Annotated in this window: 18 protein-coding genes and 1 pseudogene; 12 read left to right on the forward strand and 7 right to left on the reverse strand. The window is 71.2% G+C overall.

Annotation, left to right across the window (positions count from 1 at the left end):
- Window positions 1–267: 267 nt before the first annotated feature.
- A pseudogene (locus tag ABD401_RS18060) lies at window positions 268–390 on the forward strand (ATP-binding protein); the annotation flags it as partial.
- 22 nt (window positions 391–412) lie between these two features.
- Here the strand turns inward: ABD401_RS18060 and ABD401_RS18065 are convergent.
- A complete protein-coding gene (locus ABD401_RS18065; RefSeq protein WP_344607278.1) occupies window positions 413–1,051 on the reverse strand; it encodes a hypothetical protein in 639 nt (212 codons plus the stop codon).
- Between the two features lie 28 nt (window positions 1,052–1,079).
- A complete protein-coding gene (locus ABD401_RS18070) occupies window positions 1,080–2,033 on the reverse strand; it encodes a hypothetical protein (protein ID WP_344607280.1) in 954 nt (317 codons plus the stop codon).
- A gap of 151 nt (window positions 2,034–2,184) precedes the next feature.
- Between ABD401_RS18070 and ABD401_RS18075 the strand changes: the two genes are divergently transcribed.
- The 4 genes from ABD401_RS18075 to ABD401_RS18090 all read left to right on the forward strand — a co-directional run bounded on the left by ABD401_RS18075 (window position 2,185) and on the right by ABD401_RS18090 (window position 4,070).
- Window positions 2,185–2,478, forward strand: a complete 294-nt coding sequence (locus ABD401_RS18075) for a CopG family transcriptional regulator (protein ID WP_344607282.1) — start codon at window positions 2,185–2,187, stop codon at window positions 2,476–2,478.
- A gap of 3 nt (window positions 2,479–2,481) precedes the next feature.
- Window positions 2,482–2,883: a hypothetical protein gene (locus tag ABD401_RS18080; RefSeq protein ID WP_344607284.1), complete on the forward strand. Its 402-nt coding sequence runs from the start codon at window positions 2,482–2,484 to the stop codon at window positions 2,881–2,883.
- Window positions 2,884–2,945: 62 nt separating this feature from the next.
- Window positions 2,946–3,416, forward strand: coding sequence for a GNAT family N-acetyltransferase (locus ABD401_RS18085; RefSeq protein WP_344607286.1), 471 nt, complete (start codon window positions 2,946–2,948; stop codon window positions 3,414–3,416).
- A 39-nt stretch (window positions 3,417–3,455) separates the two neighbouring features.
- Window positions 3,456–4,070, forward strand: a complete 615-nt coding sequence (locus ABD401_RS18090; protein WP_344607288.1) for a M23 family metallopeptidase — start codon at window positions 3,456–3,458, stop codon at window positions 4,068–4,070.
- Window positions 4,071–4,073: 3 nt separating this feature from the next.
- On the opposite strand, the gene ABD401_RS18095 is transcribed toward ABD401_RS18090, so the two are convergent.
- Window positions 4,074–4,535 carry a lamin tail domain-containing protein gene (locus ABD401_RS18095; RefSeq protein ID WP_344607290.1) on the reverse strand — a complete coding sequence of 154 codons (462 nt, stop codon included), beginning with the start codon at window positions 4,533–4,535 and terminating at the stop codon, window positions 4,074–4,076.
- A gap of 184 nt (window positions 4,536–4,719) precedes the next feature.
- On the opposite strand from ABD401_RS18095, the gene ABD401_RS18100 reads away from it, so the two are divergent.
- The 4 genes from ABD401_RS18100 (at window position 4,720) to ABD401_RS18115 (ending at window position 7,747) form a co-directional block, all read left to right on the forward strand.
- Entirely contained in the window at window positions 4,720–5,409 is a 690-nt protein-coding gene (locus ABD401_RS18100) for a nuclease-related domain-containing protein (protein WP_344607292.1), read from the forward strand.
- Between the two features lie 78 nt (window positions 5,410–5,487).
- Entirely contained in the window at window positions 5,488–6,039 is a 552-nt protein-coding gene (locus ABD401_RS18105; protein ID WP_344607294.1) for a nuclease-related domain-containing protein, read from the forward strand.
- Between the two features lie 45 nt (window positions 6,040–6,084).
- Window positions 6,085–6,969, forward strand: a complete 885-nt coding sequence (gene ypfJ / locus ABD401_RS18110; RefSeq protein WP_425566199.1) for a KPN_02809 family neutral zinc metallopeptidase — start codon at window positions 6,085–6,087, stop codon at window positions 6,967–6,969.
- A gap of 88 nt (window positions 6,970–7,057) precedes the next feature.
- The gene (locus ABD401_RS18115) at window positions 7,058–7,747 is read left to right on the forward strand and encodes an MBL fold metallo-hydrolase (RefSeq protein WP_344607298.1); all 690 of its coding nucleotides are present in this window, start codon (window positions 7,058–7,060) and stop codon (window positions 7,745–7,747) included.
- A gap of 99 nt (window positions 7,748–7,846) precedes the next feature.
- Here the strand turns inward: ABD401_RS18115 and ABD401_RS18120 are convergent, their stop codons facing one another.
- Entirely contained in the window at window positions 7,847–8,497 is a 651-nt protein-coding gene (locus ABD401_RS18120; RefSeq protein ID WP_344607300.1) for a hypothetical protein, read from the reverse strand.
- Window positions 8,498–8,632: 135 nt separating this feature from the next.
- Between ABD401_RS18120 and ABD401_RS18125 the strand changes: the two genes are divergently transcribed.
- From ABD401_RS18125 to ABD401_RS18135, 3 genes are read left to right on the forward strand one after another with little or no spacing between them, the layout of a single operon-like run.
- Window positions 8,633–9,223, forward strand: coding sequence for a hypothetical protein (locus ABD401_RS18125; protein ID WP_344607302.1), 591 nt, complete (start codon window positions 8,633–8,635; stop codon window positions 9,221–9,223).
- Window positions 9,224–9,264: 41 nt separating this feature from the next.
- Entirely contained in the window at window positions 9,265–9,489 is a 225-nt protein-coding gene (locus ABD401_RS18130) for a type II toxin-antitoxin system Phd/YefM family antitoxin (RefSeq protein WP_344607303.1), read from the forward strand.
- On the forward strand, window positions 9,486–9,878 hold the full coding sequence (locus tag ABD401_RS18135; protein ID WP_344607304.1) for a type II toxin-antitoxin system VapC family toxin: 393 nt from the start codon (window positions 9,486–9,488) through the stop codon (window positions 9,876–9,878). Before ABD401_RS18130 ends, ABD401_RS18135 begins: the two co-directional genes overlap by 4 nt.
- A gap of 14 nt (window positions 9,879–9,892) precedes the next feature.
- Here the strand turns inward: ABD401_RS18135 and ABD401_RS18140 are convergent, their stop codons facing one another.
- The 3 genes from ABD401_RS18140 to ABD401_RS18150 all read right to left on the reverse strand — a co-directional run bounded on the left by ABD401_RS18140 (window position 9,893) and on the right by ABD401_RS18150 (window position 12,040).
- Window positions 9,893–10,591 (reverse strand): hypothetical protein, encoded by a 699-nt coding sequence (locus tag ABD401_RS18140; protein ID WP_344607305.1) that lies wholly within the window; start codon window positions 10,589–10,591, stop codon window positions 9,893–9,895.
- Entirely contained in the window at window positions 10,588–11,127 is a 540-nt protein-coding gene (locus ABD401_RS18145; RefSeq protein WP_344607307.1) for an RNA polymerase sigma factor, read from the reverse strand. The genes ABD401_RS18140 and ABD401_RS18145 overlap by 4 nt, the downstream gene beginning before the upstream one ends.
- A gap of 142 nt (window positions 11,128–11,269) precedes the next feature.
- Window positions 11,270–12,040: an SRPBCC family protein gene (locus ABD401_RS18150; protein ID WP_344607309.1), complete on the reverse strand. Its 771-nt coding sequence runs from the start codon at window positions 12,038–12,040 to the stop codon at window positions 11,270–11,272.
- Window positions 12,041–12,105: the final 65 nt, after the last annotated feature.

A 12,105-nucleotide genomic window follows, 5' to 3' on the forward strand; every position in this document is an offset into this window, starting at 1 on the left:
CGAACCCCCACTCGCACCCTTGCCGCTCACCCTAGTGTTCGGCGACCCGGATGAGGAGGAGCAGCGCCTCGCGTGTGCGCTGGTCTCCGGCGGTGCGAAGCCAGGTAGAGGCTGAGCAGCCTGGCGATGTCGGTGCCGACCGGCATATTGGGTGCGCAGTCTCACGCGGGTGTAGCGAAGTATTAGCGGGTATAAGGAAATCCTAGTGTCCGACATAACTCATTACATGAGCGCGTGGACCCGGTGCGCAACGGCCGTCCACAGACAAGTCTCGGCCCGGCGCGGGCAAGCCTCATCGCCAAGGGACTGATCTACGCCCCGGAGCACGAGGTCGTCGCGTTCACCGTCCCGGGCATGGCCGACTTCATCGCGCGGCAGTCCGACGAATAGCCACACCGCGCGATGCGTCGCGTCAGGACGCGGCGGCGTCGAGGAAGGCGGGTGGGAGGCGGAAGTCGACCATCCCGTCCTCGTCCATGGTGACGACCGGAGTGAGGACGCCCTCGTGCCACCAGTAGGTGATGGGGCTCAGGGGACGGCGGCTCTGCTCGTAGGTCATCAGGGTGTACCGGGCGAGGTACAGCAGGGTCGCCGGGAGGTCGCCGGCGACCGGGGCGCAGACGAGTTCGTGCGGGGTCGGCACGGAGACGAGCAGTCCGGCGGGGGTCTCCGTCGCGACGCCAAGCACCGAGCGCAGGACGTCGGGCAGCAGGACGAGCTTGCCGGCGGTGAGTTCCGCCGCCCCGCGGAGGACGTAGAACTCCCCGCCGTCCTGCTGCACGCACTCGGAGCTCTCGAACGGAAGCAGCCGCAGCCGCTCGCGGGCCAGCGTGAACAGCTCGGCCGCACCGACCGTCGCGACCTCGCCGTCGTGCAGCAGCCGCAGGTCGTCGCCGTCCCGGTGGGCCAGAAACTCGACGAGGTCCTCGCCGACCGGGCGGGCGTAGGTGAACCCGGGGCGGCCCTTGGTCCCGCGGTCGGTGACGGCGAGCAGCAGCGGATAGGTGTGGTCACGGATCTGGCGGGGCGTCAGAACGGTGGTCTCAGGCATGGCGATCCTTCGGTAGTCGGTGGAGGAGTCAGGCGGCGCCGGTGATCCCGTCGGGGTCGTAGCGCTCCACAAGGGCTTCGTAGGCGGGGTTGGGGTAGAGGTGGCCGTTGCCGTCGGGCCCGAAGTAGCTCAGCTGGGTGACCCGGCCGTCCCGCCACCAGTACAGGTACGGGCTCAGCGGCCCGGCGCGGTGCGCGCAGGCCCACGCCGCGTAGGACCACAGCCCCGCGGTGCCGCCAAGGATCCCGGGGCCGACGGGCGCGAACGCGATCTCGTAGCGGGACGGCACCGCGACTGCGACCCCCTCGGGCCAGGACCGCCGACCGAGGACGTCGGCGAGCAGGTCCGGGAGGACGAGCAACTTCGACGCAATAAAGCCCGACTCCCCGCGGACCACGTGGAAGCGCAGCTTTCCTTCCTCGACGATCACATGCTCGTCCGGTTCGACGGCTCGGACGTTCGCCAGTCCGACCTCACGGAGTCGTTCGGTGCCGTGGGGCTCCAGGTCCTCGTCCCGGAGCCAGCGGACCATGTCGTCCTTCCGGTGCGCGAGCAGCTCGATCAACCCGCCCCCGATACGTCGGACGTAGCGGTAGTGCGGGTGCCAGTCGCGGGGGAGCGCCTCCTCGACCTGCAGCCGGACGAAGGTGTTCGCCTCCAACTCGTCGGCGGGCACCACGCCCGGGTCGGCCCCGTCGGGGAACGCGTCGAGCAGCGCGTCGAAGTGGAGCCGCACGACCTCGTCCCAGAGTTCGACGGGCAGCCCGCTCGTCCGGCACTTCGAGATCAGGTTGTGCAGCCCGAACGTTCGCCCGTCCAAGGTCTTCAGGTGGTCGGCGTAGATCGCCGCCTCGATCCCGCGATCGGCGAGAGCAGCCCGCGCCAGTGACCGGACCTTCCGCAACTGACGTGGTGTCAGCGCATCGGTCGGCGTCTCCCGACGATTCAGTGCCTCGAACGATCTGACCGTCCGCTCGTCCATCCGTCCCCCCGGTGGTGTGAAGTGGCGCAACTGTGCCCGGGGAAGAGGGCGAGGGGAAGGGGGTCGTCAGAGCTGTGGATAACCGTCGGCCGCCGGACCAGTAGACGGCCGGGGCGACCATTTAGTCGTATGAAGGTACTAACATACGGCCATGGCACCCAAGACGAAGGTGACGTTGACGCTCGACTCGGAGCAGCTGGAGGAACTGCGCGCTCTGGTGGGAGCGCGGAGTCTGTCGGCCGCCGTGGATTCGGCCGTCGCCGCGTACCTGACGCGGGTCCGGCACCTCGCGGCCGTCGACGACTGGCTCGTCGAGCTCGAACGGGAGCACGGGCCCGTCCCGACCGAGACTCTCGCCTGGGCCGCGGACCTTGTCGAAGCATGGGACGCCTCGCGGGCGTCCGCGTCGAAGATCGCCCCTCGCCGTCGCCGCCGGGCCGGGTGAGCGGTGCTCCTGCTGGACAGCGAGGCCCTCTCGTCCATCGCGCACGGCCCGGCCGACCGGCGCGACCGCGTTCGTGCGCTTGTTGGCGAGATGCGCCGCCGCGAACTTCCCGTTGCGACCGTCGCTGCGGTCCTCGCGGAGGTCGTGCGCGGACGTTCCCAAGACGCTGCCGTCTTCGCCGGTCTCCGCCGCGAACGCGTCGAGGTGCACGCGGTCGACAGCCGTGTCGCGGTTCGTGCGGGTCAATTGCTCGGGGCCTGCGGGGCGGACTCCACGCTGGCGATCGACGCGTTCCTCGTCGCGGTGGCCGACCTCTCCGCCGGCGCCATCATCGCGACGGGAGACCCGAAGGATCTGCGGCGCCTGGTCGCCCACGCCGAGGCCGTCTCGGTGGCGGCGCTCTAGGCAGCCGATTGCGTCAGGGGCGTCCGCGGGTCGGGCCGGCGAGCCTTTGGCATGCTCGGATCATGACCGATGCGAACTACGTCGTCCGGGTGTGCGGGCCCGCGGAAGCGGAGAGCGCGGCCCAGCTGCTCCACGACTTCAACGTCGAGTTCGACTGCCCGACCCCGCCGGTCGCGGAGCTGGCGGAGCGGATCCGGACCCTGGTGACCCGACCGGACTTCAAGATCCTGCTCGCGGGGGAGCCGGCGGTCGCGGTCGCGGTGACGACGTTCCGCCCGAGCCTGTGGAGCCCGGGCCCGGTCGCCCTGCTCGAGGAGCTCTACGTCCGCCCCGAGCTCCGCAGCCGCGGGATCGGGGCCGCGGTCCTCACCCGCGCAATCGCCGCCGCGAAGGAACGGGGCGTCACGACCTTCGAGATCAACGTCGACGAGGGCGACGTCGACGCCCAGCGGTTCTACCGCTCCCACGGGTTCACCGAGATCGAGTACCCCGAGACCGGGGAGCGGGCGTTCTACTTCCACCGCGAGATCTGACCGGGGTTCGCCGACGCGGACGTGGGCACGGGGGAGGACATGGTGCGAATCTTGGTGGCAATCGGCGTCGCGTTCGCGATGACGTGGGCCGGCGGGACAACGGCAGCCGGGTCGGTGGCTTCCCCCTCGCCGTCGTACGTCTTCCCGATCCAGGACTGCGACGCGAGCTACGGCCGCGTCCACCACGACTACCCGGCGAGCGACGTGTTCGCCCGCGAGGGATGCCCGATCGTCTCGGTCACCGACGGGGTGGTCGACGAGGTGAGCCGGCGCGACCGGTGGAACCCGCGGAGGAACGACGGCGCCACCCGCGGCGGGCTGTCGGTCTCGATCATCGGCGACGACGGGGTCCGCTACTACTACTCGCACCTGTCGGTCATCAACCGCCGCATCGAGCCGGGGGAGCGGGTCACCGCGGGCCGGCGGCTCGGCCAGGTCGGCCGGACCGGCAGCGCCCGCGGCACCAGTCCCCACGTGCACTTCGGCCTGTCCTGGCCGACACCCCACCGGGCCTGGTGGGTCCGCCGCGGCATGCTCGCCCCCGCCCCCTACCTCGACGCCTGGCGCGACGGCAAGGACCGCTCCCCGGCCAGAGCGATCCGCGAGCTCCGCGACGACCGCGGCGAGATCCCACCCTGCGACGCGGCCTGCTGAGGCTCAGCAGAACTTCGGGGATGCGCTCTTCTTCGTCCAGGCGCACTGGTGCACGACGGTGCCCTTGGCGTTGCGCAGGTAGGCGCGGTCGCCGTCGTTGTTCCAGATCCAGTCCTTGCTCCGCCAGTAGAGGTGGCCGGCGGTGTTCTTGCCGCTCCCGGTGTGCACGGTCACCGTCGCGCCGGCCGCGAGCTTGAAGCCCTTCGGGAAGACGAAGCGATGGGTCCTCGACGTGTCCCGCAGCGTCCAGCCGGCGAGGCTGACTGCCTTGCGGCCGGTGTTCCGGATGACCACCTTCTCGAGGTTCAGCTTGGACGCCTTGGCCTTCGTGTCGTTGCCCGGCGGGTCGAAGTACACCTGCGAGACCCGGACCGGCGATGACGCCGCCTCCGCGCTCGGAACCTCCGCCAGGGCGGCGACGGCAACTCCGGTGATCACAGCGACGCGGACGGTGCGGTGGAACACACAACCTCCTGACGGAACGGGACGGCTTTCGCCGTCGGAACGACCGGGATTGTGGTCGACCGGCCGTCCCACCACCCCGGCGCTCAGGCACGTTCATCCGTTCGGCGGAGGACGAAACGGGGCGAGTCGCACACCTCCGACCGCCGGCCTCACGTCGATCTCCGAACGACCCGATGACGGCGGGGTGAAGCGATCCTCCCGCCGTGACGACGCCGGCGACGCGACCTCAGCCGGTTCCCCTGCGGGAGCCTCGGCCCGCCGCGAGTACGACCGCCGTCGGGCACAGCGGGAGGACCACGCCCGTGCCCGCTTTCCCCGCATCGGCGGACTGCTGCTCGCCTTGAATGAGGAGCCGACCTCGACTCGGGTGTGGGACCAGGGCGCGAAGGGCGAGGAGGCCGTCGGCGCGGTGCTCGACGGGATTGCGGACGTCCTGGTACTTCACGATCGACGACTGAACGGCGGTTCGCGCGCGAACATCGACCACCTCGTCGTGGCGGCGTCCGGGGTCTGGGTGGTCGACACGAAGACCCACAAGGGCGATCTCGAAGTGCGGCGCCTCGGTGGGGTCTTCCGGCCCCGCGAGGACCGCCTGTTAATCAACGGCCGCGACCGGACCTCCCTGATCGAGGGGCTCCAGCGCCAGGTCGAAACGGTTCAGCGAGCGCTGATCACGGCGCAGCTCGACGTCCCGGTCCACGGGGCCCTCTGCTTCGTCGGCACCACGCTCCCGTGGACCGACAAGGCGATCGACGGCATCCCGCTCATCGGCCGCCGGGGGCTGCGCAAGGCCGTCCAGCGTCGCGGCGACCTTGACGCGGCGGCGCGCGCGTCGGTCGCTGCTCTCCTCGACTCGCGCTTCCCGCCAGCCTGACCCTGTCCCCGCGCTGTGCATCCGCTGCGGGTCTTAGGTCACCCTCACGTTGGGCGTGGGGACGCCGATAACCCAGTCGTGATCGGTCTGCCCCTGCGCCGTGGTGGTCGGCGGGAGACGGAACGCCGACGGGAGCTCGACCCCGTCACGGCGGCGATCACGGCTGTCCCGGGGGTGCTCGCGCTCCACGACCGGCGGACGGTCGGGCCCAACGGCCGGCCGAGCCGGGAGGTCGTCGATCACTTCGTCGTCGCGCCGTCCGGGGTCTGGGTGGTCGACGCGAAGACCCACTACGGCCCCCACGAGGTGCGCCGCACCGGCGGGATCCTCACCCCGCGCGACGAGCGGCTGTTCATCAACTACCGCGACCGCACCGAGCTCGTCGACCAGCTCCGCCGCGAGGTCGTCACACTGCAGCGGACCCTCGTCGACGTCGGCCACACCGTCCCCGTCCACGGGGCGCTGTGCTTCGTCGACACCCCGCTGCCGTGGGTGAGCGAGTCGATCACTGGCGTCGCGCTCGTCGACCTGCGCGGCCTGACGACCCTGCTCGCCGCCGACGGCCACCTCGACGGCCCCGAGCGGACCGACGTCCACGCCGTCCTGAACTCCCGCTGCGTCCCGGCGTAGGCGCCGCGCCCGCCGGGACCGGCGGGGAGTAGCGTCCCGGCCGTGATCAAGTTCGACGACAGCTCCGTCGACGCCTCCGGGGTCCGCGACCGCCGGGGCAAGGGCAGCACCGCCGCGATCGGGGGCGGCGGCGTCGGCATCGTCGGGCTCCTGGTCTACGCGCTGTTCAGCGTGCTCGGCGGAGGCGGCAGTGGCCTCGACCCGTCCCTGCTCTTTCCCGCCGACGGGAGCGTCCAGAGCAAGGCCGACACCTCCGGCGACCTGCAGACCCGTTGCAACACCGAGGGCGCGATCGAGAAGTACGACGACTGCTACCTGGTCAAGGTCTACAACGAGATCAACGAGGTCTGGACGGACGACTTCGCCCGTCGCGGCGAGCGTTACGAGCGTCCGGCACTGACGTTCTTCGAGACGGCCGTGAGCACCGGCGGGTGCGGGCGGGCCTCGTCGCAGGTCGGGCCGTTCTACTGCCCGGGTGACGAGTCGATCTACATCGACATCGGTTTCCTCGCCGAGCTCCAGCGCCAGTTCGGCGCCGCGGGGCGGTACGCGCAGGCCTACATCCTTGCCCACGAGGCCGGGCATCACATCCAGACGATGCTGGGCACCGAGGACCGCATGCGCCAGGAGCAACGCTCCTCGCCCAAGCGTAAGAACGAGCTCTCCGTCGCCTTCGAGCTCCAGGCCGACTGTTACGCCGGCGTGTGGAGTCGGCTCGCCGACGACGCCGGGAACGTCTCCGTCAGCGAGGACGAGGTCCGCGAGGCCCAGGCCGCCGCTGCCGCCGTCGGCGACGACCGGATCCAGCAGAAGTCCACCGGGCGCGTCGACCCCGAGTCCTGGACCCACGGCAGCGCCGCCCAGCGCGAGCGCTGGTTCACCACCGGACGCGACAGCGGCAACCTCAACGCCTGCGACACCTTCGCCTGACGTCACGTCAGGTTTCTGCTGACGGCGAACCCGGAAACGCTTGTCGCACATCCGTCGTTGGACGCAGCATCGACCGACGGAGGTGCGCATGTCCGCCGAACGCCTGACCGACCGGCTCGACCGCGTCGAGGTCGCCGGGTTCCAGCTCTACGTCTGGTACGACCCGGACGGCGTCACGCTGATCGACACCGGCCCCGTCGGGTCGACGGACGCGATCCTCGACGCCCTCGCCCGGCGCGGCCGCGACCCGGGCGAGCTGACGCGGATCGTGCTCACCCACTTCCACGACGACCACGTCGGTTCCGCGGCCGAGCTGCGTGCGCGGACCGGTGCGCAGGTCGTCGCCCACGTCGCGGATGCGCCGGTCATCCGCGGCGAGCAAGCTGGTCCGCCGCCGAACTTCACCGACTGGGAACGCGAGCTCCACGCCCAGGTCGCCGCCGACCTCGCGGCCGCTCCGCCCGTGCCCGTCGACCTCGACGTCCACGACGGCGACGTCCTGCCCTTCGGTGGAGGAGCGCGGGTCCTCGCCGTCCCCGGCCACACCGACGGCAGCATCGCCCTCCACCTCCCCGGCCAGGGTGTCCTGTTCACCGGAGACGTCATCGCCGAGCACCAGGGCGCCGTCATCCCCGGGGTGTTCAACCTCGACGGGGAGCGGGTCCTCGACGCGTTCCGCGCCCTGGCCCAGCTCGACGTCGACGTCGCCTGCTTCGGCCACGGTCGCCCCGTCCTCGGCGGCGCCGGCTCGACCCTCCGCCTCGCGGCCGGAACCTGACCCTGACCCCGGCCCCCGTCCCCACTAACGTCACAACGTCAGCGGGATCGGGCGCCATAGCGCGCGATCCCGCTGACGTCAGTGGGCTCTGACGCCCGCTCAGGAAGCCGGGAACGCCTTGTCGAACTGCTTCGCGAAGTCGGCGGAGGCGGGGCCGCTGTAGCCGCAGCCGTCGACCATGCCCTCGTGCGCGGAGATCAGGTAGCGCTGACCCTTCTCCCAGTTGACGCCGTCGAGCGCCGCGGTGGGCATGCCCTCCGGGGTCTGAACGGTGACGACGTCGGCGTCGCCGCCCTTGTACCAGCGGTCGACGTCGATGGTGACCTTCTCGTTGCCGATGTCGGTCACGGTCCCCCCGAACGCGACTGGCGCCTTGGCGAGCGTCTTGACGTCGAAGGCGAGGCACATCGACGTCAGCGGGTCGCTGGGGTTGCCCTGCAGCTCCATCACGGTCGGGGCCGCGACGACGTTCTCGCCGTCGTCACCGCCTGACGTCACGGCGACGGTGGTGCCCACCGCGATCGCGGCCACGGCCGCCGCGGCGGCGAGCCAGGTCTTGCCCCGCCCCGCGCGCTTGGCGACGGGGGTCTCGAACTCGGTGCTCTGCGACATGATCTGCTCCAGTTGTTGGCGGGCCCGCGGACTGGTGTGTGGATCGACAGGGACCCGAGCGGACATCGGGTCGAGGCCGGTGAGCAGCGCCCGCAGCCGTCGGTCCTCCTCCGAGGTCCCGCCGAAGGACTCGCTCATCCGCCATCCCCCCTCTCCTGTCACACACTGGATGTCCGGCACCCGCGGAACTCTTTCGTCGGGGCACGAAAAGTTTTCGCGGGCCTCTGACCTGCACCGAAACCGACTGTCGGTGGCCGGGTCCAGGGTTCGCCCATGACCACTCGAACCCGGCAGCGCCGCCGGACTCGGCGCAGGAAGAACCGCACCGCCACTCGTCGTCCGCAGAAAACGGGCCGGCGCGTCCCCACTCGCACCGGCGAGACCGCGATGCTCCTGGAACGGGCCGATCACGACTTGATGTGTTGGGCCTCCGTCCTGGTCAGTTTGGTGGTCGCCAATCCGGAGCACGCAGGTCGCTTCGCTGAAGCCCTGCTCACCCGGACGGGCTCGCGCGCGGAGTGGCTGAGCATTCGGCTAGCGCGCACGATGGACCTGCTCGTCGACGGGCACACCACGGCGGGATGGCTGCCCTCAGATCTCATTCGCGTGGTCTCCCGACGTGCGGACGCCGAGGCTGCGGCAGTCGTGGCGTCGGCCCTGCGCTACCAAGCTCATCGGGCGGGCCCACAGGGCGTCGATCCGGAGTGGCAGGAGGAGATCGATGAGTTGCCGCCCGGCCTGGACGTCGACCCCTTCACTCGTGCGGGACTCCGCAACATCCTGCTGGTGATCGCCGCGCTGCGCGGGTTGCCGCCGTTGCCCGTGATCGTGACACCGCCGCCCCCGTTGGCGAGGTGCGCATGACAGGCGCGCCGACCCGAGTTGGTCATGTTAGTCTGACCATCATGACCAGCACGTACAACGTGGCCGAGGCGAAAGCGAATCTTTCCCGCTTGCTCGATGCCGCCCTCGCGGGCGAGGACGTCGTCGTGGCACGCGCCGGTCGGCCACTCGTGCGCTTGGTCCCGATCGCACCGCCGCCTGGTCGCGAGCTCGGGTTCGTCCCGCTCGAGCTTCCGGACGACCTGTTCGACCCTTTGAACGAGGCAGACCTGGCCCGGTGGACATGAGCACTTTGCTGCTCGACACCCACGCGTACGCCTGGGCGATCAGTACACCGGACCGACTCTCCGACCGCGCCCGTGGGGCAATCACGGACATCGGCAACGACGTGCTCGTCTCCGCCGTGACGGCGTGGGAGTTGGCCATCAAGTTCCACAGCGGCAAGTGGCCGGAGGCGGAGGCGTTGGTCAGTCAGCACGACATGTACTGCCGTCGGCTCGGTGCGCACCACAGGCCCATCACCGCGGCCGACGCGATTCGCGCCGGGACGATGACCTGGGCGCACCCCGATCCGTTTGACCGAATGCTGGCTGCGCAGGCAATGCTCGCGCAGGCGACGCTGGTCACCCGGGACAACGTGTTCTCGGAGCTCCCCGGACTGCCGGTGCTCTGGTAGTTCCTGACCTGCCGTCAGGACTTCGTCGGGAAGGCCTGCTCGAACTGCGTCTCGAACTCGGGGGTGGCGGGGCCGCTGTAGCCGCAGGCGTCGACCATGCCGTCGGTGGCGCTGATCAGGTACCGCTTGCCGGTCTCCCAGTTCACGCCGTCGAGGGCGGCGGTGGGCATGCCCTCCGGGGTCGCGACGGTGACGACGTCCGCGGTCCCGCCGGTGAACCAGCGGTCGACGTCGAGGGTGACCTGCTCGGCGCCGATCTCGGTGACCGTGCCCGCGAACGCGACTGGCGCCTTGGCGAGCTGCTGAACCTCGAACGCGAGGCACATCGAGGTCATCGGGTCGCTCGGGTTGCCCTGCAGCTCGAGCACGGTGGGGCCGGCGACGACGTCGCGGCCGTCCTCGCCCCCGGCGGCGGTGACGGCAACAGTCGTCCCGACCGCGATCGCGGCGACCGCCGCCGCGGCGGCGAGCCACGAGGACGGCCGGGCCCAGCGGGACCGCGCGGCCGGCGGCGTCACGACGTCCGCCCCGGCCGCCAGCACGCGCTCGACCTGCTCCCGGGCCCGCGCGCTCGTGACCGGATCGACCGGGACGCGCTCGGCCATCGGGTCGAGGTCCGCGAGGAGGGCGCGGAGGTCGTCGTCGGCGGCGAAGTCGAAGTCGGCCGGGAGGTCGGCGGGGAACTCGTCGGAGGGGACGTTCTCGTTGCTCATGCGCCCGCACCCCTTTCCGTCTCACCCCGGGCTGCTCCGCCGGTGGCGGGGCGTCCCATCAGCTCCTTCAGCTTGCCGATCGCGCGATGGAGCCGGATGCTCGCGGCGTTCGGCGTGATCCCCAGGACCGTCGCGATCTCCCGTGGCGCGAGCTGCTCCCACGCCCACAGGCGCAGCAGCTCACGGTCGTTCTCCGGCAGCTGAGCCATCGCCTCGTCGAGCGCCTCGTGCTCGGCCCCGAGCGCCGGTCCGCCGGCGGGCTCCTGCTTGAGCCGCTCGACCAGCCGCTCCTGCCGCACCGATCCCCGGACGTGGTTCGCCAGACATCCGCGCGCCACCCCGTAGGACCAGGCCACCGGCGCCTCGGCCGGGATCTCGTCGACGCGGCGCCACAGCACCAGCAGCACGTCCCCGAGGACGTCGTCCGCCGTCGCCGGGTCGGTCCGCCGACGCAGGAACCGCTGCAGCGGCTCGTACGCCTGCGCGACGAGTTGCTCGAACTCGGCGCGCCGCCGGGCGTCCTGGACAGGGCTCACGGCCACAGAATGTCCGGCGCCGCGGCGATTCTTTCGCCGCGCCACGCGCGGATCGGTCAGCTTCTCCCGCGCGCCGCGCCCATCCGAGGTTCGGGATGGGCGCGCCGCGCCGGCGAAGATGAACCCCGAGGCCCCCGGCGAGTTACTTCCGGCGGCGGGCGAGGAGGAAGAGGAGAAGCACGACCACCCCGGCGAGGGGGGCGAGGCGCTTGAGGACCGGGGTCCCCGCGGTGCCGAGCAGGTCGATGGCCTCGGGCTCGGTGCGCTGGGGCGGGATGGTCCGCGGGGTGGCGCGGGTGCCGTTCGAACCGGGGGAGTACCCCGACTCCGGGGCCGAGGCCGGGGCGCGGCCGGCTCCGCCGGCGGCGGAGACCCCGGTCGGGTCGGCGTCGTCGGTCTCGCCCGGAGGGGTGGAGTAGCCCGGGATCGAGGGAGCGGGCTCCGGCTCGGCGGGAGCGGTGATCTTCGCCGACAGGCAGTCGACGAACTGCCCGAGCAGCTTGTTCGAGACGTCCACCATGACGCCCCGCGCGAACTGGGCCGGCTTGCCGGTGATCGCGAGGTCGGTCGTCACGGCCACGGTCGTCGACTCGCCCTTGTCGGTCAGCACCGCGGTGATCGTCGCGTTCGCGGTCCCGGACCCGCGGGTCTCCTTGCCGGCCGCCTTCACGACCAGACGCCGCGCGGCCTCGTCGACCTCGATGAAGGTCGCGGTCCCCGAGTACGTCACCGAGATCGGGCCGAGCTTCACCTTCACCCGGCCGTCGACCTCGACCTGCCCACCGTCCTTGGCGGGCCGCACCTCGTCGACTGCGGCCCCCGGCATGCAGGGCGCGATGCCCTCGACGTCGTTGAGGATCTCCCAGGCGCGCTCGACCGGGACGGGGACGGTGAACTCGTGCTGCAGCTCCATGACCTCAGCCTCTCACGCGGACATTCGGGTCGGACGTCCGATCAGATGCGTGCAATAGCAGCCAC

It is taken from the genome of Sporichthya brevicatena (genome assembly GCF_039525035.1).
Classification (GTDB): domain Bacteria; phylum Actinomycetota; class Actinomycetes; order Sporichthyales; family Sporichthyaceae; genus Sporichthya; species Sporichthya brevicatena.

What these genes read in the sequence shown, in the direction of transcription:
- ABD401_RS18065 (WP_344607278.1), bottom strand. Translation starts at nt 1,051, where the DNA reads ATGCCTGAGACCACCGTTCTGACGCCCCGCCAGATCCGTGACCACACC.
- ABD401_RS18070 (WP_344607280.1), bottom strand. Translation starts at nt 2,033, where the DNA reads ATGGACGAGCGGACGGTCAGATCGTTCGAGGCACTGAATCGTCGGGAG.
- ABD401_RS18075 (WP_344607282.1), top strand. Translation starts at nt 2,185, where the DNA reads ATGGCACCCAAGACGAAGGTGACGTTGACGCTCGACTCGGAGCAGCTG.
- ABD401_RS18085 (WP_344607286.1), top strand. Translation starts at nt 2,946, where the DNA reads ATGACCGATGCGAACTACGTCGTCCGGGTGTGCGGGCCCGCGGAAGCG.
- ABD401_RS18090 (WP_344607288.1), top strand. Translation starts at nt 3,456, where the DNA reads ATGGTGCGAATCTTGGTGGCAATCGGCGTCGCGTTCGCGATGACGTGG.
- ABD401_RS18115 (WP_344607298.1), top strand. Translation starts at nt 7,058, where the DNA reads ATGTCCGCCGAACGCCTGACCGACCGGCTCGACCGCGTCGAGGTCGCC.
- ABD401_RS18120 (WP_344607300.1), bottom strand. Translation starts at nt 8,497, where the DNA reads ATGAGCGAGTCCTTCGGCGGGACCTCGGAGGAGGACCGACGGCTGCGG.
- ABD401_RS18125 (WP_344607302.1), top strand. Translation starts at nt 8,633, where the DNA reads ATGACCACTCGAACCCGGCAGCGCCGCCGGACTCGGCGCAGGAAGAAC.
- ABD401_RS18130 (WP_344607303.1), top strand. Translation starts at nt 9,265, where the DNA reads ATGACCAGCACGTACAACGTGGCCGAGGCGAAAGCGAATCTTTCCCGC.
- ABD401_RS18135 (WP_344607304.1), top strand. Translation starts at nt 9,486, where the DNA reads ATGAGCACTTTGCTGCTCGACACCCACGCGTACGCCTGGGCGATCAGT.
- ABD401_RS18140 (WP_344607305.1), bottom strand. Translation starts at nt 10,591, where the DNA reads ATGAGCAACGAGAACGTCCCCTCCGACGAGTTCCCCGCCGACCTCCCG.
- ABD401_RS18150 (WP_344607309.1), bottom strand. Translation starts at nt 12,040, where the DNA reads ATGGAGCTGCAGCACGAGTTCACCGTCCCCGTCCCGGTCGAGCGCGCC.